At 68.4% G+C, this 26980-nt stretch carries 14 protein-coding genes and 1 tRNA gene; 2 read left to right on the top strand and 13 right to left on the bottom strand.

Features of this window, described 5'->3' with window-relative positions; translation table 11 throughout:
- Positions 1-4 precede the first annotated feature (4 nt).
- The 6 genes from AC1AYP_RS00230 to AC1AYP_RS00205 form a co-directional block, all read right to left on the bottom strand.
- Positions 5-4984, bottom strand: coding sequence for an acyl-CoA dehydratase activase-related protein (locus AC1AYP_RS00230; RefSeq protein WP_476546457.1), 4980 nt, complete (start codon positions 4982-4984; stop codon positions 5-7).
- Positions 4985-5331: 347 nt separating this feature from the next.
- A complete protein-coding gene (gene nrdG / locus AC1AYP_RS00225; RefSeq protein ID WP_476502576.1) occupies positions 5332-6063 on the bottom strand; it encodes an anaerobic ribonucleoside-triphosphate reductase activating protein in 732 nt (243 codons plus the stop codon).
- Positions 6063-8462 carry an anaerobic ribonucleoside-triphosphate reductase gene (nrdD, locus tag AC1AYP_RS00220; RefSeq protein WP_476502575.1) on the bottom strand — a complete coding sequence of 800 codons (2400 nt, stop codon included), beginning with the start codon at positions 8460-8462 and terminating at the stop codon, positions 6063-6065. The genes nrdG and nrdD overlap by 1 nt, the downstream gene beginning before the upstream one ends.
- A 428-nt stretch (positions 8463-8890) precedes the next feature.
- Positions 8891-9214 carry an exodeoxyribonuclease VII small subunit gene (locus tag AC1AYP_RS00215; RefSeq protein ID WP_476546718.1) on the bottom strand — a complete coding sequence of 108 codons (324 nt, stop codon included), beginning with the start codon at positions 9212-9214 and terminating at the stop codon, positions 8891-8893.
- 159 nt (positions 9215-9373) lie between these two features.
- A complete protein-coding gene (gene xseA, locus AC1AYP_RS00210) occupies positions 9374-10732 on the bottom strand; it encodes an exodeoxyribonuclease VII large subunit (RefSeq protein WP_476546456.1) in 1359 nt (452 codons plus the stop codon).
- A 49-nt stretch (positions 10733-10781) separates the two neighbouring features.
- Complete coding sequence (locus AC1AYP_RS00205; RefSeq protein ID WP_476546717.1) at positions 10782-11750, bottom strand: endonuclease/exonuclease/phosphatase family protein; 969 nt, start codon at positions 11748-11750, stop codon at positions 10782-10784.
- 561 nt (positions 11751-12311) lie between these two features.
- Here AC1AYP_RS00205 and AC1AYP_RS00200 point away from each other — a divergent pair.
- A tRNA-Arg gene (locus AC1AYP_RS00200) sits at positions 12312-12384 on the top strand.
- Between the two features lie 76 nt (positions 12385-12460).
- On the opposite strand, the gene AC1AYP_RS00195 is transcribed toward AC1AYP_RS00200, so the two are convergent.
- Positions 12461-12631, bottom strand: a complete 171-nt coding sequence (locus AC1AYP_RS00195) for a hypothetical protein (RefSeq protein WP_476502572.1) — start codon at positions 12629-12631, stop codon at positions 12461-12463.
- A gap of 220 nt (positions 12632-12851) precedes the next feature.
- Between AC1AYP_RS00195 and AC1AYP_RS00190 the strand changes: the two genes are divergently transcribed.
- Positions 12852-13649: a DUF4391 domain-containing protein gene (locus AC1AYP_RS00190; RefSeq protein ID WP_476546455.1), complete on the top strand. Its 798-nt coding sequence runs from the start codon at positions 12852-12854 to the stop codon at positions 13647-13649.
- Between the two features lie 117 nt (positions 13650-13766).
- Here AC1AYP_RS00190 and AC1AYP_RS00185 read toward each other — a convergent pair whose 3' ends face one another.
- The 6 genes from AC1AYP_RS00185 to AC1AYP_RS00160 all read right to left on the bottom strand — a co-directional run bounded on the left by AC1AYP_RS00185 (position 13767) and on the right by AC1AYP_RS00160 (position 26759).
- Positions 13767-14735 (bottom strand): Ppx/GppA phosphatase family protein, encoded by a 969-nt coding sequence (locus AC1AYP_RS00185; RefSeq protein WP_476502570.1) that lies wholly within the window; start codon positions 14733-14735, stop codon positions 13767-13769.
- A 100-nt stretch (positions 14736-14835) separates the two neighbouring features.
- Complete coding sequence (locus AC1AYP_RS00180; protein WP_476531574.1) at positions 14836-16065, bottom strand: aminotransferase class I/II-fold pyridoxal phosphate-dependent enzyme; 1230 nt, start codon at positions 16063-16065, stop codon at positions 14836-14838.
- Between the two features lie 70 nt (positions 16066-16135).
- Positions 16136-17371 (bottom strand): MFS transporter, encoded by a 1236-nt coding sequence (locus AC1AYP_RS00175; RefSeq protein ID WP_476532297.1) that lies wholly within the window; start codon positions 17369-17371, stop codon positions 16136-16138.
- A 107-nt stretch (positions 17372-17478) separates the two neighbouring features.
- Positions 17479-18207, bottom strand: coding sequence for a GNAT family N-acetyltransferase (locus AC1AYP_RS00170; protein ID WP_476546454.1), 729 nt, complete (start codon positions 18205-18207; stop codon positions 17479-17481).
- 201 nt (positions 18208-18408) lie between these two features.
- The gene (locus tag AC1AYP_RS00165) at positions 18409-22524 is read right to left on the bottom strand and encodes an ATP-dependent DNA helicase (RefSeq protein WP_476546452.1); all 4116 of its coding nucleotides are present in this window, start codon (positions 22522-22524) and stop codon (positions 18409-18411) included.
- On the bottom strand, positions 22521-26759 hold the full coding sequence (locus tag AC1AYP_RS00160) for a PD-(D/E)XK nuclease family protein (protein WP_476546716.1): 4239 nt from the start codon (positions 26757-26759) through the stop codon (positions 22521-22523). The genes AC1AYP_RS00165 and AC1AYP_RS00160 overlap by 4 nt, the downstream gene beginning before the upstream one ends.
- Positions 26760-26980 lie beyond the last annotated feature (221 nt).

Genomic DNA, 26980 nt, shown 5'->3' with positions numbered 1-26980 from the left:
GCCGTCAGTCGGCGGTGACGAAGCCCTGCGGCTCGTCGTCGCCGAACTTCGCCTTGTGGGCCTTCTTGGCGGCGGCGATCATCAGCTTGATGCGGTTGAGCTGGTTCGCCTCGGAGGCGCCCGGATCGTAGTCGATGGAGACGATGTTGGCCTCCGGGTGCAGGCGGCGGATCTTGCCGAACATGCCGCGTCCGGTCACGTGGTTCGGCAGGCAGGCGAACGGCTGCGCGCAGATCACGTTCGGGCATCCCTGTTCGATGAGCTCCAGGATCTCCGCGGTGAGCAGCCAGCCTTCGCCGGCCTGCACGCCGATCGACGTGACCTCGGCGGCCTTCTCGACGAGTTCGGGCATCGGGTCGTCCTGCTTGAACTTGCCGTGCGAGGAGGCGATCGCCGCCTTGATCGGCGCGTTGTAGCGGTCGAGGCCCCAGCGCATGAGCGCGTACAGGGTCTTGTTGCCGCCGGTGCCGAGATGCTTCTCGTTCCAGTCGGTGATGTACGGACGGGTCGTCATGAACTCCATGATGCCGGGCACCACGGCCTCGCAGTCCTGCGATTCGATGACGTCGACCACGTGGTTGTTCGCGTCCGGCTGGTACTTGACGAGGATCTCGCCGACCACGCCGACGCGCACCTTGCGCGGCTCGTCCTTCAACGGCAGCGCGTCGAACGACTTGACGATCTCCTTGGCGAGGCGGCCGTACGGCAGGTAGCCCTTCTTCAGCCACGGGGTCTTCGCGGCCGTCTTCGAGTAGCCGTGGTGTTCGATCGTCTCGCGCACGATCGTGTCCCACTGCTCGTAGAGGCGGTTCGCCGAGCCCTTCTCGACCTCGTACGGGCGCACGCGGTACAGGCACTTCATGAGCAGGTCGCCGAGAATCAGGGCCTTGACGGCGCGGTGCAGCAGCGCCGGCGTCGCCTTGAAGCCCGGATTGTCCTCCAGGCCCTGCGTCGAGATCGCGATGACCGGGATCTGCGGGTAGCCGGCGTCGACCAGCGCCTTGCGAATCAGGCCGAAGTAGTTGGTCGCGCGGCACATGCCGCCGGTCTGCGTAATCGCGAGCGCCACGTGGTCCGGATCGTACTTGCCTTCGATGATCGCGTCGATGAGCTGGCCGATGACCATGATCGCCGGATAGCAGGCGTCGTTGTTCACGTATTTGAGGCCGGTCTCCACGTCGCCGCGGGAGGCGTGCTTCAGAATGTCGAACTTGTAGCCGCCGGAGCGGATGACCGCCTCGACGAGGGACATGTGGATCGGGCTCATCTGCGGGGCGACGATTGTGTAGTCCTTCTTCATGTCCTTGACGAACTTCTCGCGCTTCGCGTAGCGGGACATCGTCGCGTTGTTGTGTCCGGACTTCCCCGCGGCCTTGCCGTTCGCGCCGGTCGCGTTCGCCGTGGTGCCGTCGCCGAGCGCGGCGAGACGCGCGTTCTCGACGTCGCGCTTCGCGGCGCGCTTCGACGCCTTGCGCATCGCCTCGGTGAGCTTCGGATTGGCGGCCATCGTCGTGTCGAGCAGGATCTGGCGGCCCGCGGTCGGCGCCTTCGTGCCGGTCCTGCGGAATCCGGTGGACTTCGGCGCGTCCGCCGGGACGTCGCCGCCCGCGCCGGTCGCCTTCACCTTCGCCTCGGCGGCGTCGACGGCTGCCTGCGCCGCGGCGAGCGCCGCCTTCGCGGCCGCGAGATCGGCCTCGGCCTGTTCCTGCGCCTTGCGGGAGGCCTCGTCGGTGACGTCCACGACCTGGTCGTGCTTGTCGACGGCGCCGGACGCGACCGACGCGGCCGCGGCGAGACGCGCCTTGTTCGCCTCACGCTCCTCGACGGCGGCCTTGAGCGAGCGCAGACGGATCTTCGCCGCGCCCAGGTTGGAGACCTCGTCGATCTTGAGCAGCGTGTAGACGTCGGCCTTGTCGGCGAGGATCTCGGCGACCTGGTCGGTGGTGATGGCGTCGAGGCCGCAGCCGAACGAGTTGAGCTGGACGAGTTCGAGGCCCGGGTAGGAGGCGACGAAGTGGGCGGCCGCGTACAGGCGGGAATGGTAGGCCCACTGGTTGGTGACGCGCAGCGGCATGCGCTTGACGGTGAGCTTGCGGTCGCCGACGTGGCGGAAGCCGTTCGCGTTCTTCTTGCGCGGGTCCTCCTCGCCCTTGGCGAGGAATTCGGTGAGGTTGAGCCTCTCCCCCGGCTGCAGTTCGCAGATCGAATCCTCGGAGAGCACGACCATGCCGAGCGAGCAGATCGTCTCGGGGATACCGTGGTTGATCTCCGGATCGATGTGGTAGGGGCGGCCGGCAAGCACGATGCCGCGGCAGCCGTGCTCCTTCATATAGGCGAGCGCCTTGAGACCCTCCTGCTGCACGTCGTGCTTGAAGACCTTGTCCTCCGCGTAGGCGGCCTTGACGGCGGTCTCGGCCTCCTCGCGCGTCACGTTCGCCCACGCGAACTCCTCGACGATGCGGTCGACCATGAGCTCGTGGTTGGCGAGGTTGAAGTACGGGTGCATGTAGCGGATGCCAGGCCCACGCAGTTCGGGCATGTTCGCGCCGACGACGAGCGGGTAGTTGGCGACGACCGGGCAGTTGTAGTGGTTGTCCGTATTGGGCACGAGATTGTCCTCGTAGCTCACGCACGGGTAGAAGATCGTCTTGACGCCCTTGTTGAGCAGCCACTTGATGTGGCCGTGCACGAGCTTGGCCGGGTAGCAGATGTTCTCGGAGGCGATCGATTCGATGCCGGTCTCGAACAGTTCGTGGGAGCTGCGGCCGGAGATCATCACCTTGAAGCCGAGCGAGGTGAGCAACGTGAACCAGAACGGGTAGTTCTCGTACATGTTGAGCGCGCGCGGGATGCCGATCTCGCCGCGCGTGGCCTTCTTGTCGGTCAGACGGCGGTAGGCGAAGCAGCGCTTGTACTTGTAGTCGTACAGGTTCGGACGATCGGAGCGCTTCTTCTTCGCATCGCCGCCGCGCTCGCAGCGGTTGCCGGTCACGAAGCGGGAGCCGTCGGAGAACGTGGTGATGGTGAGCTTGCAGTGGTTCTGGCACAGCTTGCACACGTCGCGTTCGGTGGTCATCGACATGTCGTCGAGCGCGTCGCCGGTGAGGATCGACGAGCGCGTGTGCTCGACCGTGCCGGTGTCATCGCCGTCCGCGGCGTCCTCGTAGTGCATGCGGGCGGTGAGGGCGGCGCCGAACGCGCCCATGAGGCCGGCGATGTTCGGGCGCGTCACCTCGCGCTCGGTGAGCAGTTCGAACGCGCGCAGCACGGCGTCGTTGAGGAACGTGCCGCCCTGCACGACGACCGTGTCGCCGAGTTCGCCGGAGTCGCGCAGCTTGATGACCTTGTACAGGGCGTTGCGCACGACCGAATAGCACAGGCCGGCGGCGATATCCTCGATGGACGCGCCCTCCTTCTGCGCCTGCTTGACGGACGAGTTCATGAACACGGTGCAGCGCGAGCCGAGGTCCACCGGGTGCGTGGAGGCGAGCGCCTTCTGCGTGAACTCCTGGATCGTCAGTCCCATCGACATGGCGAAGGTCTGGAGGAACGAGCCGCAGCCGGACGAGCAGGCCTCGTTGACGGCGATCGAGTCGATGACGCCGTCGGTGATGGCCAGGTACTTCATGTCCTGGCCGCCGATGTCGATGACGGCGGTGACGCCGGGGCTGACCATCTCGGCGCCGCGGTAGTGGGCCATCGTCTCGACGACGCCCTCGTCGAGGTGCAGGCCGGTGGTGATGAGGCCCTCGCCGTAGCCGGTGGCGCAGGAGCGGGCGATCCACGCCTCGGGCGGCAGCTCGGACTGGATTTTCTTGACGATGTTGATGGCGGCCGTCAGCGGGCTGCCCTCGTTGTTCGCGTAGCTCGACCACACGATCTCGCGGTCGTCGTTGACGAGCGTCGCCTTGATGGTGGTGGAGCCCGCGTCGATGCCGAGGAAGTGCGGGCCGTGCGCGCCCTCCAGCGTGCCGATGTGCACGTGCTCGCGGTGGTGGCGCTTGTTGAACGCCTCGCGGTCCGCCTCGGTGGGGAACAGCGGCGGCATGGTGGGCGTGTTGCTGGGCAGGTTCTTGAGCTCGTCGAGACGCTTGAGAATCTCGTCGCAGGTGTGCGCCTCGAAATGGTGGCCTTCGTCGTCGACGTCCATGTCCGCCTGGAGCGCGGAACCGTAGGCGACGTACAGGTGGGCGTCGGTGGGGACGATGAACTCGTCGACCTTGCCGTCGAGCGCGCGCTGGAACGCGGCCCTGAGCTCGCTCATGAAGAACAGCGGGCCGCCGAGGAAGATGACGGTGCCGTGGATCGGGCGGCCGGAGGCGAGTCCGGCGATGGTCTGCGTGGCCACGGCGGTGAAGATGGAGGCGGCGAGGTCCGGCTTGGCGGCGCCGTCGTTGATGAGCGGCTGGAGGTCGGTCTTGGCGAACACGCCGCAGCGAGACGCGATCGGGTATAGGTTCTCGTAGCTTTTCGCCATCTCGTTGAGGCCGGCCGCGTCGGTGTCGAGCAGGGTGGCCATCTGGTCGATGAACGCACCGGTACCGCCCGCGCACGAGCCGTTCATGCGCTGTTCCGGCGTGGGCTTCAGGTACGTAATCTTGGCGTCCTCGCCGCCGAGCTCGATGATGACGTCCGCCTGCGGGTATTCCTTGTCGATCGCCTCGGTCTCGGCGATGACCTCCTGGACGAACGGCACGTGCAGGTTGTCGGCGAGCGCGAGGCCGCCGGAACCGGTGATGGCGAGCCGGATCGGCTCGTCGCCGCGGCCGAGCTTCTCGAGCTCCGCGTGGATGTCGACGAGGAGTCCGGCGACGGTGGCGCGCACGTTGGCGTGATGGCGGCGGTAGTCGGAGAACAGCGTGTCTTTCAGGGAGTCGGACTGGTCGAGCACCACCGCCTTGACGGTGGTGGAGCCGATGTCCAAACCCACGCGCAACGGCTTCGTATCGTGGTTCGACGCCACGGTATGTGCTTCGTTCACCATGTAAACCTCTTCAACCGATTTCCGGGACGCGTCTTGCGAGTCGCAAGCAAATCGCGTATGGCCCGGCCACTCAAATCCCATACTCTAGTCCGAAGCCCTGCCCAAGGAAGGCGGGTCACGCGGGGCGCGGGCGTGATTCATCTAACAGGAAAAGCCGTAAACGCAACGCCTTCGCGTGTCCTGTCGGAATACCGCGGGAATCCCCTCCCTACCACCCCGCCAACTCCCATGGTGCGGCAACACACTTCCTCCACAACCCCGGAATCAAGCCGTTTTGGCCGACCGCACCATGGAAGATTCACCGCACCATGGGAGAGAAAGGAGGGGGAAAGGAGGGGAGGAGCGTGTCACGAGGCCTGCTGGGCTTCGCCGGCGACGCGGTCCTTGAGATAGATCTCGGGGATGTCGCGTTCCTGGTCGTGGAGCTTGCCCCAGATGACGGGGCGGCCTTGCGCGAGGGAGGCGGGCACGTCGAGGATGCGCTGGTTCTTGGAGCCGCGGAACTGCAGGAGCGAGTCCTTCTGGGTCTTCAAGTACCGCCCGTCGACGAGCACGTCGATGAGTCCGAGGAGTTCGCGCTTGTCCGGGGTCTCGCCGGGGCGTGCGAGCTCCTCCCACGTGTAGCCGGTCCAGCACCAGATGTCCTTGGAATCGCCGAATTCGGCGCGGATGCGGTGCGCGAGCGGCAACAGGACGGGGGTGTTGAGCAGCGGTTCGCCGCCGAGGAACGTGATGCCCTGCACCCACGGGGCGTTCAGGTCCTCGATGATTTTGTCTTCGAGCCGCTGCGTGTACTCGTGGCCGGCCTGGAAATCCCAGATGGACGAGTTGAAGCAGTCGACGCAGTGGAACGGGCAGCCGGAGACGTACAGGGAGTTGCGCACGCCCTCGCCGTCGGTGACGACGAAGGTCTTGTAGTCGGCGATCATGCGATGGGACATGCGCCGGCCGTCCCATTGCCCGGCCCGCGGATCGTTGGCGAGTCCGCCGGATGGTACGGAAGGGCCGCGCCCGGTCTCCCCCGCCGCGAAGTCGCGACGCTTGGGCTCCCGGAGCGCGGCCTGCTGGAATCCGCTCACTACTTGGCCTCTTCGAACCATTCGCGGGTGGAGCCGTCGCCGAGGGTGACGTGGCCGGTCTCGCCGCTCATGTGCTTGACGCGGTGGGAGATCTCCTCGTGGCGGCCGTGCACCATCGGGCGCTGCACCGGGTTGCCGAGGTAGCCGCAGGTGCGCTTGGTCACGTTGCACTTGTCAGGGTCGGAGTTGCCGCACTCGGGGCACTTGAAGCCCTCGTCGGTGGGCTCGAAGTCGCCTTGGAAGCCGCACACGAAGCAGTGGTCGATCGGCGTGTTGGTGCCGAGGTAGCCGATGCCCACGTTGTACGCGTAGTCCCACACGGCCTCGAGCGCCTTCGGGTTGTCCTGCAGGCACGGGTACTCGCAGTAGTTGATGAAGCCGCCGGACGCGTAGTACGGGAAGTCCTTCTCGTAGTTGAGCTTCTCCATCGGGGTGGGCTGGAGCCACACCGGGTAGTGGAAGGAGTTAGTGTAGAAGTCGTGGTCGGTCACGCCGTCGACGCGGCCGAACTTCTCGCGGTCCATGCGGTTGAAGCGGTCGGTGAGGGATTCGGCCGGCGTGGAGTACACGGAGTAGTGGTAACCCTCCGCCTTGCTCCACTGCTTGCACAGCTCGCTCATGCGCTTGACGATGGACAGCGCGAACTCCTTGCCTTCCGGATCCCAGCCGTGGTCGCGGATCCAGTTCTTGCCGTAGAACACGGCGGTGGTCTCCGCGAGGCCGATGTAGCCGAGGGAGACGGTGGCGCGCTCGTTCTTGAACAGGGCGTCGACGCTGTCGTTCGCGCCGAGGCGGCCGAAGGCGCCGAAGCGGAACAGAGTGGGCGCGTTCACCGGGGTGGCCTGCTTGCAGCGCATGATGCGGAACTGCAGGGCCTGGTGGGCGATCTCCATGCGCTCCTCGAACAGCTTCCAGAAGCGTTCCTTGTCGCCGTGGGATTCGAGGGCGATGCGCGGCACGTTCACGGAGACGACGCCGAGGTTCATGCGGCCGTCCTCCTCGTCCTTGCCGGTGGCGGGGTTGATCCAGCCCTGCAGGAAGGAGCGGCAGCCCATCGGCGCCTTGAAGGAGCCGGTGATCTTGACGATGTTGTCGTAGAAGACGACGTCCGGGTACATGCGCTTGGTGGCGGATTCGAGGGCCAGCTGCTTGAGGTCGTAGTTCGGGTCGCCCGGGTCGGCGTTCACGCCGTGCTTGACGGTGAACACGAGCTTCGGGAAGATCGCGGTGTGGTGCTCGCGGCCGAGGCCACGGATGCGGTTGAGCAGGATGGCGCGCTGGATCTCGCGGGCGAACCAGTCGACGCCGAGACCGAAGCCGACGGTGACGAACGGGGTCTGGCCGTTGGACACGCGGTTGGAGTTGATCTGGTACTCCATGGTCTGCATGGCGTCGTAGATGGCCTTGCGGGTGCGGATCTTCGCGAGGATCTCGCGCTCCTGCTCGAGCTCGTCGACGTCCGTGTGGAACGGGGTGTCCATCGGCAGCGGCTCGCGGCCCTTCTCGAAGTGGAGCTTGGCCGGCTCGTTGGCCTTCGCGTTGGCGACCTGGCGTCGCGCGAACTCGATCGGCATGTCGTCCGGGATCATCTCGCGCGCCTCTTCGAGGAACTTGTCGTAGTCGAGCTTCGCGTAGCGGGCGAGATGCTCGTCGGCGCGGTTGGCGGTCTGGCCGCCGTACTGGCTGGAGGCCACGTCCTTCATGATCTGGGTGATCTGCGTGGCGGCGATGGCGATGGACTTCGGGGAGGCCATCGGCGCGTTGCCGAGGGTGAAGCCGTTGGCGAGCATGTCCCAGAAGTTGGGCAGCGAGCAGTTGGACTGCGCGGTGAACGGCGAGTAGTCGGCGTCGTGGAAGTGGATGTCGCCTTTCATGTGGGCGTTGGACACGGCCGGCGGCAGCATGTTGAACGCGGCGGCCTTGGAGACGGCGCCGGCCAGCAGGTCGCGCTGGGTGGCGTAGACGTTGGCGTCCTTGTTGGCGTTCTCGTGGATGAGGGTCGGGTCCTGGTTGATGAAGCGGGACACGGCCTCGTTCACGTCGGTGGCCTTCGCGCGCTCGATGTCCTTGTCGAGGCGGTAGGTGGTGTAGGCGCGGGCCACGTCGTACAGGTGCGCGTCGATGAGCGCGTGCTCGACGAGGTTCTGGATGTCCTCGATCTTGGCGGGACCGGCGTAGCGTTCCTTGATCTCGCCCTCGACCTGGTCGGCGAAACCGCGGATGAGCTTCTCCTCCTCCGGGCCGACCTGCTTGTCGAGGTCGCCGAACGCGGCCTTGACGGCGGAGATGATGTTGATCGGATCGAAGTCGACGACGCGGCCGTCACGCTTCTCGACCTGCACCGGACGGCCGGCGGCCCTGACGGTGGTGGTCGTCGGACTGATGACTGCTGTCTCCATCTCACATCTCCATCCCGGCCCTTCCGGGCCTAGTCGTACATCTTCTTTCCGGGGTTCCGCGGGCGGTCCAGCGCCCTGCGTTTTCCGGAGCCTCAGATACTGTACGGCATCCCCACCCCTATATCTAGTTGCGGCACGCCGCCAAAACACTAGCGGTAGTGGTTTTCGGCGGAATCTCGCGGAATCACATCTGTGTGATTAACGTAACAATCCCCAGGCTCCGCGTGTCGTGCGCCGGCCATGGCAGGCACGCGCGGGCCATGTCCGAGGGCGGGCCGGAAAGCATGTTGCCAACCCGCCCGGACAATGGCACGGAGGGCGTTTCCACCCCGGCGGCGCGATCGGATCGGATCGGATCGGGCTTCGCGCCCCCGGTCCGCCGAGGCGGACGGCCCCTCGTCCGGGGCCGGAATGCGCCGCGAGGTGGCTTAGTCCAGATTGGATTGCGTGCCGGCGGTATCGGCCGTGGCGGCCTGGGCGTTCTGCGCGGCGTCGAGACGGGCGCGCACGTCGTTCAGCAGGCTCTGCGCCCGCTGGGCGAGCGCCTCGCCGATCTCCCACTGGCGCATCGACTGGTCGAGGTCGAGCCCGCCGGCCTCCAGCGCCTGCACGGCCTGGATGAGCTTGTCGCGCGCCTCCTCGTAGGGCATCCGCGCGATGGCGGCGCGTTCCTTGTCGGTGAGCGTCGAGGCGGGGGCGGCGGACTCCGCGCCGGCCTTCGCGGCCTCGGCCTGTACGGTGCCCGTCTGCACGGCACCGGCCTGCACGGTCTCGTCCGTGGTCTGTTCCGTCGTGTTCGTGTTCTTGTCGGTCATGTTCGTTCCTTTTCGTTGGTTCGTCGGTATCGTTCGTTCGTCGGCATCGTCCGCGCCGATATCGTCCGTGTCGGCATCGCGGCGCCCGCGCGCCGGTCAGTCCGCCTTGGCGGTGACGACGCCCCTGCGCAGCGTCAGGGTGAGCTCGTCTCCGGCATGAACCTTCGCGGCGTCGTCGAGCACGTGCCCGTCGGCGGTCTGCACGACGGCGTATCCGCGGTTCAGCGTGGATTGGGGGCTCAGCGCGGTGAGCGAGGCGTGCGCCTTCTCGATGGTGAGCGAGGCGTCGTCGACGAGGCGCCGCAGGCCGATGTCGAGCCGGCCGCGCGCGTCGTCGAGGAACCGCTGGTGCGGTTCGAGCATCGTGAGCGGCCGGGTGAGGCTCGGCCGGTTCGCATAGCCTTCGACGAGCCGGATCTCGTTGTCCACGCGCGAGGAGATGCGCATGCGCATCCGTCCCACCGCGTTGTCGATCAACTGCCATTGCTCGCGCACGTCCGGCACGACCTTCTTCGCCGCGTCGGTGGGCGTGGAGGCGCGCAGGTCGGCGGCCAGGTCGATGAGCGTCCAGTCGTCCTCATGGCCGATGGCGGAGACGATCGGCGTCCTGCACGCGGCGGTCGCGCGCACCACGCCCTCGTCGGAGAATCCGATGAGATCCTCGAACGCGCCGCCGCCGCGCGCCACGATGATCACGTCCACCTCCGGATCGGCGTCGAGCCGCCGGATCGCCTCGATGATGTCGGGCGGGCACTGCGCGCCCTGCACGTGCGCGTGCACGATCCTGAACCGCACGACCGGCCACCTCAGGTTCACGTTGGTGACCACGTCGCCTTCGGCGCGCGCCTGCGGGGCGCAGATCAGGCCGATGCACTTGGGGAACTCGGGCAGCGGCACCTTGTTCTCCGCGTCGAACAGGCCTTCGCCTTTGAGCTTCCTGCGCAGCTCGTCGATCTGCTCCTTGAGGCCGCCGGCGCCGATCTTGCGGATCTCGTCGCCGATGAAGCTCAATCGGGTCTGCTTGACCCAGATGTCGGCCCGGCCGTGGATGACGACCCGGTCGCCCTGGCGGAACTGCGCGGCGGCTGCCGCGAATGCGCGCCAGCCGGAGACGGAGATCGCGATGTCCTCGAAATCGTCGCGCACCGTGAGATAGGCGGATCCGGCGCGGCGCGTGTTGATCTCGGTGATCTGCCCGCAGATCCACGCGGCCGGCCATTTCGCCACGGCGTTGTGGAACTTCTGGCTCAGCACGCTCACCGGCCAGGGGTTCTCAGCGGTGGTGTCGGCGGCCATCCGCGGCAGCTGATCGAGCGGGCGCGGCCGGCTCAGGTCCGGCGCCGCCGGCGTGCCGGCGCCCGCGGCGGCACCCGCGCGCGCGCCGAAGCCCGCACCGGCGCCGTACCCGGTTCCGGGGGCCGTTCCCCGCATGTTGGCGTTCATGTCGTAACTCATGCCCTCACTATAACGCCGGGTTCCACGGCCGGTGCATATGCACCGTCGTTCATCCGACCGCCAGCGTGGCGAGCAGCGCGGCATGGTCCGAACCGTCGACCGGCACCACCTTCATCCGCCCGGCCACGATCCCCCGGTCGACGACCACATGGTCGATGCCGGCGAACCGCGGCGGCAGCAGCCCCCGGTCCGCCGGCCACGTGAACGTGAACCCGCGTCCCGCCATCCGCGCCCCGTCGCGGAACCGGTCGCCCAGGAAGTCACGGAACGGCGCATGATCGTAGGTCGCGTTGAAATCCCCCATGAACACGTATCGCGTGTCCGTATGCGCCTTCATCGCGCCCAGCTCGTCGAGCGCCCGCCTCCACTGCCCCCAATAGCCGGGCACGGGGGCGGTCGTGTGCACGGACACGAACCGTACCTTGACGCCGCCGGCGAACGCGACCGTGCCGCCGGGCATGAACGAGGCGCTCGAGTTCACGTCGTCGTTCGCCGGACTGATGAGCGGCGAGGCCGACCACAGTCCGTTGCCGTACACGCCGTCGGAGCTCGCGACCTTGCTGTACGGCAGATAGTCGCCGATCCCCGCCTCCTCGAGCGCGGCGACGAACGCGTCCGTCGTCTCCTGCAACGCCAGCACCTCGACCCGCTCGTCGCGCACCGTATCGACGATCTGCCGCGCGTCGGCGCGCCCCTTGTACACGTTGCAGGTCATCACGCGCGCATAGGCGTCGCCGACGACCGCGTGCGCCTGTCCGGTCGCGGCGTCGGCGGCACGCGTCAACGGCTCGGTCGTGTGGAGGAACGGATACTGCCACCACACGTTCACGGCGAACGTGGCGACCGCGACGAGCGCGACGACGAACCGGCGCGACACGAGCGCGAACATCAGCGCGACGACGGACAGAATCGCGAACCACGGCGTGGCGGAGACGACGATCGGCACGAACGGGAGCGCCTGGAGCCCGGCCGGCAGCGCGCGGGCGGCGACGGCGCACGCCGCGAGCGCCGCGCACACGACCGCGAGCGCGCCGAATACGCGGCGGTGGGGCGGGAGCGCCGCGGCGACGCCGGCGCGACCACGCCCGCCGCCGGACGCGCCTCCGCGCGACGGCGCACGGCCGCGGGACGCGCCGGAACGGCGGCCGCCGCGCTTCCCGCCACGGGTTCCGGCCGTACCCGCGCGAGACGATGGTGTGGAGGATTTCGACGGGGATTTCGTTGTCGATGATGCGCGCGGATGCGGGGACCTCGACGACGACTTCGCGGACTTCGACGATCGTGACGACTTCGACGACTTCGACGATGATGACGCGCTGGACTTCCCCGCCGCGCGTTTGCGTCCGCCGTCCTGCGGCGTCGCCGCGCGCCTCAGCAGTTCGCGCCGGGCGTCGGCCTTTGCTTCCTCGGGGGTGAGATAGCCGTCCCGCGTCCGTTTCGCCACTTCAGACCTCCCTTCGTCCCACAACACTGTACCGTGCGCGCGGCATGCGCGGCCAGCCGGAGAAAAGACGTGGAGCCGGGCCGCAACACGTCATGCGCGCCGCCGGCCGGGAACCGTGTACAATGAATTGCCGTCGCCTCGGTAGCTCAGGGGATAGAGCACCGCTCTCCTAAAGCGGGTGTCGTCAGTTCGAATCTGATCCGGGGCACAAGTCACCCCTTGGAATCGCAGTGATTCCAAGGGGTTTCGTTTTCGCCCAGCCGCAATGCCGGGCGCAGGACCGATCACAGCACGAACTTGTAGAGCACCAGGCAGAGGATCGCATTGGATACGAACGGCCACGTCTCCCCCGGCGGCGGATTCCCCGTCACCATTTGATAGACGACGTTGCAGAAAACCAGCAGCAACGACAGCGCCACGACCGCCAACAGCAACCGTTTGAGAATCGCCCTCATGGCCATCTCCTCCTTCGGTAAAGCCGGAATCGTGAAACCTCGCTATGGCGCGCGCCCGTCCATGTGAAACCTGTCTCCATGATATCGGCATCTCTTTCCCAGCCGTGCATGGGCGCGCACGGTCACGTCCCGCCATCGCGCCGGCATCTGGTGTAGTGTCGTAGCAATATCCGCGGGCGTCGCGGCGTACATGCGCGGCGCGAAGGAAGGGAGGCCGACGATGGCCGATGGGACGAGTGCCGGCAAGGCGACGCGAAGAGTGGCGAGCTGCGGCACGGTGACCGCGCTGGAACTGGGATTGCCGGACAGGTCGGCGATACCGGTGGCGAAGGGGACGCTGCCCAAAGCATTGTTCGCCGGAAAGGGGCCGATCTCCAACACGTTGAAGCAGCATCTCGTGCACACGGTCGCCTCGATCCACATGCTCGCGCTGCTGCGGCCTTCCACTGCGGGCGTCGCCGAGGGAACGCGGGTGAGGGAGATCCTCGTGCTCGGGCTGCGGCTCAACGGCGTGGACGCGGCGGTTCCCGCCGACGTGGTCGAGCATATCGCGGCGCAGCGGCCGGGCAGCGGCGTGCTGTTCGTCTGCGTGCGCGACGGGCATGCGGCGACGGCTGGCGGCGCCGGCGGCACGGACGGCACGGACGCGGATACGAATGCGACCGTCGAGCAGTGCGCGCTCGCGGTGCGGCGCAAGGTGCCGGGACGCCCCGGCCATACGGCGCAATACGCCGTGCACGTCTCCGACTGGGCGGACCCGCGCGACCTGCTGCTGGAGATCACAGGGGCTTCGATGGATGACGCGTGGGAGTCGCTGTGTTCGCAGGCGATTCTCGGCACCGCCGACCACGCGGATCTGGACGCACGCCTGTTGCGCCGCGACCGCGTCGTCGCGCTGCGGGCGCAGGAGGCGAAGCTCGTGCGCGACCACGGCCGCGCGAAGAACCCCGCGCAACGCAACGAGGTGTTCGCGAAGCTCGCCAAGGTGCGCGCGGAGCTCAAGCAGTTGGAGGGGTGACGGTTCGCTCCTCACCCGTCACGGTTCGCTCCACGTTCCTCAACGTTTTTCCATGGCAAATCACGGAACGAACCGTGCCGAACGCGGAGCGAACCACGACAAGACGGCGAAATCAGCTCAGAAGCCGAGGCGGGTGCGGCCGAACTGGTCGAGCCAGCGCAGGATCGCGCCCTCGCGCAGCGCCCACGGGCAGATCTCGATCTCCTGGATGTCGAGCGCCTTCATGATCTCGTCCGCCACGATGCCGCCGCCGACAATCTGCAGCGTGCGCTCCGGCGTGATGCCCGGCAGGGCGACGCGCTGGTCCGGTTCGATGGCGGCGAGACGCGGGATCCAATCCTCCAGCTGCTCGCGCGTCATGATCATCGTGTCCTCGCGGCCCGGCTGGCGCAATACCGCGCCGGCGAGGCGGGCGAGCGAGCGGAACGTCTTCGACGTGCCGACCGCGTGATTCGGATGCTTCGACTTGGGGAACGCCTCGATCATCGGTTCGAGGATCCGACGCACCTGCTTGCGCGCCTCATCCAGCTCGTCGGGCGTGGCAACGCCTTCCGGCAGGAACTCCTTGGTGACGCGGCCGGCACCCGCCGGCACGGACAGCGCGACCGTCGGCTCCTCGTCGGAGCCCATCGCGACCTCCAACGAACCGCCGCCGATGTCGAGCATGAGCAGTCGGCCCGCGTCCCAGCCGTACCAGCGGCGGGCGGCGAGGAACGTGAGTCGCGCCTCGTCGGTTCCGGACAGGACCGTCACGCCCTGGCCGATGCGCTCCTCGATCTTGCGCAGCACCTTGTTGCCGTTCGGCGCCTCGCGGATGGCGCTGGTGGCCATGGCGAGCAGCTGCGTGATCTCATATTCCTCGGCGAGCTTCATGCCCTCGTCGACCGCTTCGAGGATCGCTTCGATGCCGGCCTTTTTAATCGAACCGTCGTCCTTTAGGTATTGCATGAGGCGCACGGTGGTCTTCGTGCTGGCCTCCGGATCGGGGCGGGCGCCGGGTGCGGCGTCGACGATGAGCATGTGAATCGTGTTCGAGCCGATGTCGAGCACGCCGAGTCGGGTGGTGTGCGAGCGCAGGTTGACCATGTGCGGTGTCGTTCCTTTATATATCGATGGTTGTCGATGTGTCGTTTCGTATCGTGTTCTGCCGTGTCGTCGTCACGTGTGTGCCGTCACGTGTGTGCCGTCACGCGTGCAGCGTGGGCAGCCAGCGGCCGAGCCGATCGAGTCCTTCGGCGAGCGCCTCGCGCGACGCCGCGTAGCTGAGGCGCACATGCGTGTCCGCCGTGGCGGCACCGAAGTCGCGTCCCGGCGTGAGCGCGACGTGCGCCTCGTCGAGGGCGCGTTCGCAGAACGTCCACGCGTCGAGCCCGGTGGACGTGATATTGAAGTACGCGTAGAACGCGCCGTTCGGTTCGACTTCGACGGGCAGGCCGATGCGCTTGAGCCCGTCGATGACGATGCGGCGGCGTGCGAGCAGCTCCTGGCGGCGGCGTTCGCATTCGGCGAGGCTGCTTTCGGTGAAGCAGGCGAGCGCCGCGTGCTGGGTGGGCGTGTGCGCGCACAGGTAATAGTTCGTGGCGAGGTCGTCGACGGCCTTGAGGATGGCGTCGTCGTCGGGGATGACGGCCCAGCCGAGTCGCCAGCCGGTCATGCCGAAGAACTTGGAGAAGCTGTTGCACACGATCGCGTCGTCGTCGCAGGCGAGCACGGAGCGGATCTCGGTGCCGTCGGGTTCGCGGTCGGCGAGGTCGATGTACGTCTCGTCGACAATGCGCCACGCGCCGTGGTCGCGCGCATAGTCGCATACGTCCCTCAGCACGTCGAAGTCGATGGTCGTGCCGGTCGGGTTGGACGGCGAGGTGATCATCACGGCCTTCGTGCGGTCGGTCCAGTGGGCGGCGACGAGGTCGCGGTTGAGGTGGAAGCGCGTGGCCGCGGAGGTGGGCACGTCGATGACGTTGCCTTCGAAGCTGTTGATGAGTTCGCGGTTGCACGGGTAGGAGGGGTCGGCGACGATCACGTCGTCGCCCGGGTCGACGGTGAGCGCGGTGGCGAGCAGAAGCGCCGCCGAGCCGCCGGAGGTGATGATGATGCGCCTCGGGTCGATGTCGAGGTCGTGGCGTTCCCGGTAGAAGCGGGCGATGGCCTCGCGCAGTTCGGGCAGGCCCATGGCGGCCGTGTACGGCAGGGCGCGGCCGTCGTACTGTTCGCGCATCGCGTCGCGCACGGCGGGCGGCGCACCGAAGTCGGGTTCGCCGAGGGAGAGTTTGATCACGCTCACGCCGTTGGCGATCATGCGGTCGGCCTTCTCGCCGAACACCATGGCGCGGAACGGCTGCGCCTCGCGGGCTCGGCGGGACATCACGGGGGATGCGGGGGTCGTCTGTTCGGGCTGCTTTGCTTCTCCAGTCATACCGCCCGTTGTATCGGCAAGACGCGACACGCGCGCCCCGCGTCCCGAGTGGTGGGACGCGGGGCGTCGGTCAGCGGCGGCGCGCCAGAGCCCAGCCGAGCAGGGCGAGCGGCACGGCGCATGCGGTGAACAGCGCGGGCAGAAGCATGCCGACGTGCGGGCTGGACGCGTCGAGCACGACACCGGCGACCGACGATCCGAACGACGTTCCGACCGTGCCGGCGGTGGTCACCCAGCTCAGCCCCTCGGTGAGGCTTTCCGCCGGCACCAGATCCTTGACGATGAGGTTGCCGGTGGTGAACAGCGGCGAGACGACGAGTCCGGACACGATCTCGATGACGCCGAGGAGGATGAGGTTGTCCATCGCGAGGCGGAAACCCACGTAACCGACGACGAGCAGGCTCAGGAAGACGACCATGTGCGCCCAATGCGAGCCGCGGAACGTGCGTGATCCGAACACGATCGCGCCGATGCACGAGCCGACGGCGAACATGGCGAGCTGGAGGCCGAGGAACCGTTCGAGCCCCATGCCCTTCATGGTGGCGGTGACCGACACGTCGAACGAGGTGAAGCTCATGTTGAACACGAGGAACACGACGAGCAGCGGCAGCACGCCGCCGTAGAGGAGCGCGCTCTTCGGCTTGGCGCCCTGACGGCGCAGCCGGTCGAGGGACAGGCCGTCGGCAGGAGGGGCGGAAGCACCGGAGGCGGCCTCGGATGTGTCGGGAGCGCCGCCCGCGACGTGCGGGACCGCATCAGACGCCGTGACCTCGATGATCTCGACGATGGCGGGCGGCTGCGTGGATTTCAACGAGAAGAAGACCGCGCCGCCCACGCCGCAGGCGATGGTGGGCACGAACAGCTGGCTGACCGGATGCACGCTGGTGGCGAGCCATGCGGCGAGAATCGGGCCCAGGATGAACACGACCTCGTCGATGGCCGCCTCCATCGCGTACGCGGTGTTGAGCAGCGTCTCGCCGTCGTCGCGCCCGCGCAGCGCGTACGCCCAACGGGTGCGTACGAGCGCGCCGAACGAGAACTGGGTGAGACCCATCACGACAGCGAGCGCGAACAGCAGCGGGATCGGCACGCGGAACAGGGCGGCGAACGCGAACGCGAGCATCGCCGCGACCTGCACGGCGAGCGCGACGCGGCCGACGCGACGCTGCCCAAACCGGTCGAACAGGCGCGCGTAGAACGGGGTGACGCAGGAGAGCGCGAACACGTAGGTGGCGCTCATCGTGCCGGCGACCGTCCAATTGTCGTACAGGTGGTTGAGGGCGAGCACGATGCCGAGGCTCATCATGGAGATCGGCAGTCGCGCCACCGCGCCGGAGACGCAGAACGCCTTCGTGCCGGGGATGGAGAAGAGGCGCGCGTACGGGGAACGCGGCTTCGCGGCCGCGACCCCGTTCACGCGGTCACCTCGCCCTCGTAGATATAGATGTCCTCCCCGTCTCCCACGTGTTCGTCGGGGTGGTCTTTGGCGTAGCGTTCGGCGACGCGGGCGAGGCCCTTGTGCTCGTAGAAGCCGACGTCGCAGCTGGAGTCGGTGTGCAGGTAGTAGCGGGAGGCGCCGGCTTCGGCGAACGAGGCGAGCAGGTTGCGCCACAGAGTGCCGCCGACGCCGTGGCCGCGTGAGGCGGGGGCGACGACGAACAGCTCGAGTTCGGCGGGGGCGCGGTCGTTGATGGCGATGTCGTCCTCCATGCGTTCCTCGAGCGCATGCCAGGCCTCGGTGCGGGCGAGCGCGTCCGCACCGGCGGGAGTGGCGTCGAGTTCCGCGTTGACGCGGGCGAGTTCGCCGGTCACCTGGGGGAAGAGCACGGATCTGCCGGCCACGCGCGACAGGGTGACGCCGAGGAACGTGCCGTCCGCGGTTTCGGCGAGTTCGCCGCGCGTTGCGGGTTCGAGGTAGTGGAGGACGAAGTGGCGTGAGGTGAGCCGGGCGATGTGGGGGTCGCCGGGCTCGTCCACGCCCCACGTGTCATAGAACGCGTCGACGATGGCGTCGAGGTCGTCCCAGGTGACGGCGCGGTAGGTGATGGCGGTGCCGGGGGCGACGGCGGCGCGGCGTGCGGTGTCTGCGCCCGTGGTGCCGTGTGTTGCGGTGCTGGTGGTTGCGTTGCTGGTCGCAGCCATGGGTGGTTCACTCCTTCATGTCGGTGGTGTCGTGGAGCACGTGCGCCCGCCCACACATGCCTGCACGAGGGTAGCGGTCTCCCGCCGGCGAGACATTCACGGCGCGTTCCAGCCGCGGGACCCGCTGTCGCCGGGTGCCGTGCGTGGCGTCTGCGCGCCGCACGGCACCGTCCGCGGTCGCGCCGCGGATCGGCGATGGGTCTAATCGTCGTCGGTGTGCTCGGGGATTCCGGAGCTCAACTCGGCAATGATCTCTTGTTCGGTTTTCTCTTCGGCGCGCAGCTCGCGGAGCTTCGCGTCGGGTTCACTCACATAGTAGAGAGCGGCGTCGATGCTGTCCAACGGCACGCCTTCCATCGCCGAAAGCAGAAGCCGGTACAGGTCGAGCTGCACGAGCTTGTCGGCCACGTCCTTCGGCTTGCGGGGACGATGGCCGGTCTTCCAGTCGATGACGGTGTACCGTTTCGTCGCGTCGACCGGGTCGAGGCCGCCGAGGAACACGGCGTCGAGTTTGCCGTTGGCGATGATGCCGTCGAGTTCGGGCAGGGCGACGACGAGCTGCCGCTCCGCCCAGACCGGCGTGCGCCGTGCCCATGGCGATTCGGCGAGACGCCGCTGCCAGGCGACGAGCTCCGCTTCGACACGGGTGTTCCGGCGTGCGGCGCGTCGACCGCCGCCGTCCGCACCGGAAGCACCATCCATACCGGCGGTGCCGTCGGCGATGGCCTTCTCCCGGCGTTCCAGATCGGCGAGCATCGCGTGGCGGTCCATGACCGTGACGGCGTCCGATTCGGCACTCGTGCCGTCTCCCGCGTCGAGTCCCGCGTCGATGAAACGCTCCGCCCACGCGTGGAACCTGGTGCCGGCGGAGGCCGCGGGCGAGGCGATGGACGGGATGGGGCGCACGATGCCGCGCCAGTAGCGTCGTTCCTCGCGCTCCCCCATGTCCGTCGCGCGGGCCTGCAGACGGGTGACGCTCTGACGCGATCCGGCGAGGATGCGCTGCGCCTGCTCCTTGGTCCGCTCGTCGAGGGCCGCCCCGTCGAGCGTTCCCGACATGAGGTCGTCGTCGGCGATGAGCAGCCGGGCCTTGTCGAGCAGCGTGCCGCGTGCCGGGGCGCCCGGCGAGGACTCACTTGGCACCGTGGAATCATCCGCCCCATCCACCTCATTCGCACCATTCGCCTCGGTTCGGGCGCGCATCGCGGCTCGGACGGCCCGCGCCGCCCCGACGAGCGAGGATGCCGTCGTTGCTCCCAACGCGGACGGCCAAGGCAGGGTGTCTTCCGCCCGTTCCTCAAGAGGCGTGTCCCATGCCTCGTCGATGACGGCGTGCGCGTATCCGGCGGCGTGATCGCCGGTGAAGAACCCGTCGGGTCGGGGCGCGCCCGTCGTCGCCGGCGTGCGGGGCTGTTCCCCGGCATCGGCCGCCGTATCGGACGACCCTGTGGAACCGGACACCCCGGTGGAGCCGGACGACCCGGCCATGACGGTCCCGTCGTGCGAGTGCAGGGCGTCGTGGACCTCCGACCAGAAGTTGGAGGGTTTCGCCATGCGGGGCTTCGCGCCGAGCACCGACGGGTCGCGGCCCGTTTCGCCGTTGCGGCTGTAGGTGAGCAGCACGTCGCACCGGGCGCGGGTCAGGGCCACGTACATGAGCCGGCGTTCGTCGGCGTGCAGTCGCCTGCCGTATTCCTCCTCCTGGGTGAGGTACCAGCCGTCCGGATCGACGTCGTTCACGCCGTCGCCGACGGCGCGCAGCGACCCGTAGACCTCGTCGTCGATGAGTTCCACGTCGTCCAACGCCCGCAACGCGTCCAGCGGGTCCGCACCGACTGGCGCGTCATGCGGGAAACGCGGCAGGATGCCCGCGTCGGCGCGCACCGGCACCGGCACGGCGGTCGGATCGTCCAGCCATGTGGAGGCGCGCTCGCGGTATTCGGGTGCCGTCCAGACGCCGTTCTCGACGCCGCCCGGGTGGGCGTCGTCGAGTGTGACGGAGAGGTGATCGCCCTGGCTGCTGGGGAACGCGCCTTCGGCGAGGCCCACCACGGCGACCGCATCCCATTCGAGTCCCTTGGACTGGTGGACGGTCATCAGCTCCACGTCGACGTGCCGTTCGGAGTCTAATGCGGCGGTCTCGTCCTCGATGCTGCGCAACGCGTCCACCCATGCCATGAATCCGCGCAATGTGGGCGTGGCATCGGCCGCGATCTCGCTGGCGTACGTGTCGACCAGATCGATGACCGTCTCCATGGGGATGCGGGCCACCGTCGGGTCGGGCGCGTTCCCGCGAGCACGCATGGCCTGCGCCACGATGGTGTCGATGTCGAGGTCGAGCGCCTGCACGGCCGCACGCACCACATCGGGCAGGGGTCTGCCGACCGTGCCGCGCACCATGCGCAGCATGCGGGAGGCATGCAGGATCTCCCTCGTAGAGGCCTCGTCGAACCGGTCATCACGTTCGAGCAGGCCGGGCAGATCGGAATCCTCCAGCAGGTCGGGCAGGAACACGGCGTTGGCGACGCCGTCACGATGCTCCCGGACGATGCCGGCGCGGTCCCGGCGCGGTGCGTCGGCCGGCACCAGACCGGCGGCGACGAGCGCCTGGTACCGCACCTCGGTGTTGGCCGCGTCGGCGAGCGCGGCGAGCGCGGCGAGCGTCGACGCGTCAAGTCCGAACCGTGGCGTGGCGAGCAGCCGCATGAGCGAACCGGAGTCGGTGTGGTCGGAGGCGACGTGCAGCAGGGCGAGTATGTCGCGGATCTCGGGGCGGTCGAGCATCGCCGAATAGCCGACGACGAGCGTGCTCAATCCGGCCTGCTCCAACGCCTGCTGGTATTCGGCCATGTGCTTCTTCGACCGGAACAGCACCGCCGCGGTGGGGGGATGCTTCGGATTGCCGTGGTCGTTGACGGCGAGGGCATGCCGGCAGAATCGTACGATGCCGTCGATCTCCTGGCCGAGCGTGTCGTACCCGAGCACGCCGACCGTGCCCGCGGCGGCTTCGGGCAGGGCGTCGAGGGGCGCGACGTCGACCTCCCGCATCGTCGAGCTGCCTGCACGGCGGGGAGTCCCGCGCAGCGGCAGGGTCAGGTCGTTGGCGGCTTCCAGCACGAGCCGTGAGTTGCGGCGGGTGACGCTCAGCTCGTAGGGACGATCGTTCTCCCGCATGCCGAAGTCCTGCTGGAACAGGCGGAACGCGCCCGGGCTGGCGCCTCGCCATGCGTAGATCGACTGGAACGGGTCGCCGACGGCGTTGACGGCCGTGTCGCCTCCGTGGAACAGGGTGGCGAGCAGCGCCGCCTGCGTGGTGGATGTGTCCTGGTACTCGTCGAGCAGCACGTGGCTGAACCGTTGCCGGTAGCGTTCGCCGATGGAGGGGAACCGGGTGACCAGCTGATAGGCGGCGATGGTGAAATCGCCGAATTCGGCCAGGTTGAGCCGTCGTTTCTCCTGGGCGTACGCCTCGACCAGGTCGAGCAACGCGTCACGTTGCCCAGCGGTGTCGACGAGTCTGGCGCAGTGGAACACGCAGGCCGTGTGCAGACGTTCATGGTACTCGTCGAGTTTCGCCGTCCATGCGGCGTCGCTGTCCTTCTTGAACCGTCGCGGCTTGGTGAGCTTGGGCTCATCGTCGGGAATCGGCTCGGAGCCGATGGCGTCGCGTACCTGTGCGGCGAAGGCGTCGTCCCATGCGCGCACGCGGGCTATGGCGGTCTCCATGTCGGTCACGCCGTGGCCTATCATCGCGCTGCCGATCGCGCCGGAGAGCGCGAGGACCTTCGAGGCGAGCGTGCGGAACGCGCCGAGGTCGCGCCCGCGCAGCCGGTCCATGTTCCGGTCGATGACGTTCGCGGCGAGCTGGAGCGCGCCCGCCTCGCTCAACGGCTGCGTGTTCTGATCGAATCCGACGAGCAGACCGTACTGGCGCACGATGGATTGGAAGAACGCGTCGTACGTGTAGACGACGGGCTTGAGGAACATGCGGTCCCCTGCGGCGCGGATCGCCTCGGCGTTCCCGACAGCCCCTTCCGGGGATGCCGGCATGTCGTCCCGTCCCGTCCCGCGCGCCCCGTCCTCGGCCACGGCCTGGGACACGCGTGACAGCAGCTCGCCGGCGGCCTTGCGCGTGAACGTGAGGCCGAGGATCCGTTCGGGGGCGACGCCCCGGCGGATGAGTTCGATGATGCGGCGCGTCATCGTATAGGTCTTGCCCGAGCCGGCGCCGGCGACGACGAGCACGTCGTCCGCCACGGGCGCGTTGATGACGGCGGCCTGTTCCGGGCTGTCGGTGGGTTTCGGTGTGCTGCTCATGCCTGCCTCGTTTCGAATACGGTATCGACCCGGCCGGCGCAGGCCGGGCATACGGTGCGCATGCGACAGTATGCGAGATGCTGCGCGGTGGGATGGGCGGTCAGACGCTCCGAGCGGCTCGCCGCCGCCGCATAGAACACCCGCGCAATCATGGCGAGCGCCCACATCGCCTGCGTGCCCTGCAGCGCGGCGAACCGCTCCCATGCGCGCGGGTCGACGCCCTGCGGCGGTTCGCCGGGAACGCCGGGGATGTCCATGAGCTTCGCCGGGTCACGGTAGTGGAATCGTGGCGTGAACGGTTCCGCGTTCAGCGAGCCTCCGGTGAACAGGGGCGGCTGGAACAGGCCTTCGGGGGCGTAGCTCTGCGCCGGCGCCTCATGGGCTTCGACATGGAACAACGCGCTCTGCACGATGGGCGGCGCGTCGACGGGGCGCCGGCCGCCGCGCGCGGCGCTTCCATCGGCCGTCTCGGGGAAGGCGAGTCCCAGCTGGTAGCACACGAGCTGCAGGTCGTTGAACCGCTGCGGGGTGGTGGGCACCTGGCCGGTCTTGTAGTCGATGAGCCGTATGGCGCGGCTCCCATCGGCCATGATACGGGTCTCCTTACGGTCGATGCGGCCGGAGAGCCTGATGGTCAGGTTCTCGTCCATGCCCTCCGGCCAGCCTCCGACGAGCGTGCCCATCATCGCCATGAGATCGCGCCGTCCGACCGGACCGGCACCGGGCACGGCGTCGTATGCGGCGAGGATGTCGTCGAGCCCGAACCGCGCGGCGAACTCCTCCTCGCATGAGGCGTGTTCGAGCACGCCCACGTCGAATTTGCCCGTGTTCTCCCCAAGATAGCCGGACGTGTTGGAGGCCACGAAGTACGAGGCGAGATTGGCGAGCGTGGCGCCCGCCTGCTCGTCCTTGCGAATCGCCGCATAGCGCGCCGACGGATCGTCGATGTCGGCGGGGTCGGGCTTCATCCCGTCGTAGAGTTCGACGAGCCGACGCGTCACGGCCGTCAGACGTTCCTCGTCGCCGGCTCCGGGCATGAAGCCGGGCAGGTCCAGGCCTTCCCCGCTGCCCTGCTGGGCGACCGCATGGATCAGCGTGCCGAAGCCCGTCGCCGCACTGCCGGGGCGTGGCCCGGCGAATCGGTTCTCCAGCATCCAGCACACCGGGCATTCCCACAGGCGGTCCACCGCCGATGGGGACAACGTCACCACGCACGGTTCGGCGTCCTGCGCCCGCGCGCTCGACGTATCCGTCGCGCTCGGCGTATCCGATGCGTCCGCCGTCCCATGACCGCCACGTTCCGCCGTATGCAGGTACGCCCATTCGTCCGGATCGGCGGCGGCGACGCCGTTCCCGGCAAGCAGGGCGAGCGCGGCGGCCGCATCCCGCGCCTGCGGGTCGTCGGACGGGTGCCGTGCCAGGATGAGGCGCGCTGCGGCCACGAGTCCGCGGGGATCGCAGTCCAGGCCGGCGAGCGAGATCTCCTCCACGTCCGACGAGGCGCGTTCCGCCGTCTGACCGTTCCCGTACGGCTCCCCCACCTCGACGAACCTCGCCTCGTCTCCGCGGCCGAAGCATTCTGGCAGATACCCGTAGAGGAAATCGGACGGGGTCAGGTCGTCGTCGCTCACGGCGCTGATCGTCACCGTGCCCGTTCCCCGCGCATCCGATTCGGCGCGGGTGAGCGCATACAGGAAGCTCTTCTTCTCTCCGGAGAGCACCTCGCCCAGTCGTGCGCCGTAGGAGGGGGCGGCGGCCCAGACGGCATGCGCCTCCGGGCCACGCAGGATGATGTCCGCTAGGTCCTCGCCGCCGAACATGGTGTTGCGCTCGGCGAGGTTGGGCCATACGTCCTGCTGCACGGCGGGCAGCCACACATGACGCCAGTGGCGGCCGGCCGCGCCCGCCGGGGTGGTGAGGGTGACGGCCTGCTCCATCGGCTTCACACGGGCGAGTGAATCGGCTTCGATCCGCATGGAGCGCACCTGGGCGATGAACGTGACGATGTCATGCCCGGCGGCACCGCCCTCCGCATATTGGAACAGCCGCATGGCGGCATCCAGCCGGTCGTTGGCCGCCCTGCCCTCGGACGTGTTGTCGAGCGCGCGCCGCTGCCATGCCGACGCCACGCCCGCGGCGTCCCATGCGGCGGCGAGCGCGAACTGCGGCTCGTCGGATTCCAGACGGCCCAAGGCGGCGGCGACCTTGCCGACGAGCGTCCAGAGACGGATGAAGGCCCGGGCCTGCGGGTCTCCTCCCAGTACCTGGTTGATCACGGCGAGCACGTGCGATGCGGGAGCCCGGGGATCGTCCAGCGCGAGCATCACGTACTGGGCGTCCGTTCCGAACGGCGGGATCCGGTCCCCGCCGTCGGACGGGACGGGCCGCCCGGTCTCCGACGTCGCATCATCTCGCCCGCGCAGCAGGGAATCATCGATCCGGACGTCGCCGCCCGCGGGCCAGGCCTCGCCCAACGTACGCCACGCCCTCATCAATCCGCCCAACGCGCCATCCACGTCGTCCGCATCACCCGCATCGTCCACGTCATCCGCAGCGACCGCCTGTCCGACGATCCCCGCGAGGGATTCCAGCGAACGCATCGCGGCCTCGACCGGTTCCACGCGTCCCAGCGCGCCTTCGCCCGGCGTGGAGCCGACGGTGATCAGCGGGCCGGTCATCAGCGTGACAACGCGGGAACGCACATAGGCCGCCAGCGCACGCGGATCCGACTCCGCTCCCGCGATGCCGCGCCCACGCAGACGCGCCAGTTCGATCAGGGCGAACAGACCGCGCACGAACGGCTCCTCCCCGAGGGGACGGGTGACGGACGAATAGCGCACGGGCACGCCGTCCCGGCGCAGCCGTTCGCCGAACAGGCGCACGGTGCCGTTATCGTGCGCGATGACCGCCATGTCGTTCCACTGGGCGTGCCCGTCGAGCCGCTCGTGCTTGATGCGCCACACCACATCGTCAAGCTCCTCCCGGGGACTGCGGTAGAGCGCGCAGCGAAGGGAACCGTCCGCAGGTAACGGGGACGCGCCGTCGAGCCGGCGGATCGGCCACGCGCCCTCATGCCGGGGCAGCTTCCACGGGCGATCGGGCAGCGGCGTGGAATCCTCCAGCGGCGAGGGAATCGACAGGGAGATCCTCGCCGCCACGACGTCGCGATACGTGGGGGCCGTCTCGGACTCCCGGCCGCCCCGCGGCCGTGCGTCCAGGACGCAGCGACGGGCGGCGATGGGCCCGTCCGCGGCCCTGGCGAACAGATATTCGGGGTAGGACCCACGGAAGGTCTGCACCGCCTCGTCCGGGTCCCCCACGAGTACGAGCCGCGTGCCCCGCCGTACGATCTCCTCCAGGAACCTCATGGCGGCGAGGGTGGAATCCTGGAAATCATCGACGACCAGCAGCGCGGGGACCGTTCCTCCGCCGCCCCGCAGCACGGTGGCCGCCTCCACCAGCAGACGTGAGGAATCGAGACGGTATTCGCCCCGATACGCCGCCTCGACGGCCGCGGCATACTCACGACGCAGCGCGAACGCCAGCCGCCACTGCACGCGCAGCCGTTCCACGCGCACGTCCCGTCCGTCGCGGGCGGATTCCTCCAACACGCCGAGCAGCTTCTCCTCACCGTTGGGGGAAACTCCCAGTTCGTCCATGCGCGCCAGCATGTCGCGTAGCTGGGCGACGAATTCCGCCGACACGCCACGTTCGAGCAATGCGGCCGTGGCGGCACGACCGTCCCGCCCGTCCTCCGAACCGTCGTCGGGGAACACCCCCATGGACGACGACCACTCCTCGGTCGCGAAATAGTCGCGGAGCATCATGCATACGCCGCACACATCACCGGCTTCGGAGTGCCCGACATGCCCGGCGAGCACCCCGCGCAGCAACGCGTCCTGCTCGGCGCCGTTGAGCAGCCTCGGTGCGGGAGCGCCGGAGGCGAACCGCTCGTCGGCGATGACGCGGAACGCCAATGCGGCGAGCGTGGTGACCGGACGCACTTGCGCGGACGCGCCGATGCGGCGGATGACTTCGTCGCCGAGACCGTCGGCGACGACGCGGTTCGCCACGGCCATCACCGCGCGGGTGTCGCCGTACGCGTCCAGGCCGCGCAGGAGCGCGTCATAGGCGAATCGCGTCTTGCCGGTCTGCGGCGCGCCGGCGACCAGCAGCGCGCTCCCGCCGTCTCCGCCGCCGCGGATCAGTTCGTCCAACGCCTCGTGGGCATCCATGTATCCAGTCATGGCTCCAGCCTAAACCGTGACGACCACGCCGGTGCATATCTACCGGAACTTCCCCTTTTCTCGCGTGTTCCAATGGTTCCGGCACCCGCCACGGGCGGCACGCCGCCGTTCACGCGCCCATATCGGATGGGCGGGTGAGGCGCCGCCGTCCGTGGCGGTACCATTGTGCCGAGGGGACGGCGCAAGTCCCCAGGGGGACGCCTTCGGGG

The organism is Bifidobacterium sp. LH_424 (assembly GCF_056356895.1).
The sequence above is the reverse complement of the archived record's forward strand: the minus strand, read 5'-3'. Positions and strand labels throughout refer to the sequence as shown.

Bases quoted from the DNA above. Each gene is read 5' to 3' on its own strand.
- AC1AYP_RS00230 (WP_476546457.1), bottom strand. From the start codon at position 4,984: ATGGTGAACGAAGCACATACCGTGGCGTCGAACCACGATACGAAGCCG.
- nrdD (WP_476502575.1), bottom strand. From the start codon at position 8,462: ATGGAGACAGCAGTCATCAGTCCGACGACCACCACCGTCAGGGCCGCC.
- xseA (WP_476546456.1), bottom strand. From the start codon at position 10,732: ATGAGTTACGACATGAACGCCAACATGCGGGGAACGGCCCCCGGAACC.
- AC1AYP_RS00195 (WP_476502572.1), bottom strand. From the start codon at position 12,631: ATGAGGGCGATTCTCAAACGGTTGCTGTTGGCGGTCGTGGCGCTGTCG.
- AC1AYP_RS00190 (WP_476546455.1), top strand. From the start codon at position 12,852: ATGGCCGATGGGACGAGTGCCGGCAAGGCGACGCGAAGAGTGGCGAGC.
- AC1AYP_RS00185 (WP_476502570.1), bottom strand. From the start codon at position 14,735: ATGGTCAACCTGCGCTCGCACACCACCCGACTCGGCGTGCTCGACATC.
- AC1AYP_RS00180 (WP_476531574.1), bottom strand. From the start codon at position 16,065: ATGACTGGAGAAGCAAAGCAGCCCGAACAGACGACCCCCGCATCCCCC.
- AC1AYP_RS00175 (WP_476532297.1), bottom strand. From the start codon at position 17,371: ATGATGAGCCTCGGCATCGTGCTCGCCCTCAACCACCTGTACGACAAT.
- AC1AYP_RS00170 (WP_476546454.1), bottom strand. From the start codon at position 18,207: ATGGCTGCGACCAGCAACGCAACCACCAGCACCGCAACACACGGCACC.
- AC1AYP_RS00165 (WP_476546452.1), bottom strand. From the start codon at position 22,524: ATGAGCAGCACACCGAAACCCACCGACAGCCCGGAACAGGCCGCCGTC.
- AC1AYP_RS00160 (WP_476546716.1), bottom strand. From the start codon at position 26,759: ATGGATGCCCACGAGGCGTTGGACGAACTGATCCGCGGCGGCGGAGAC.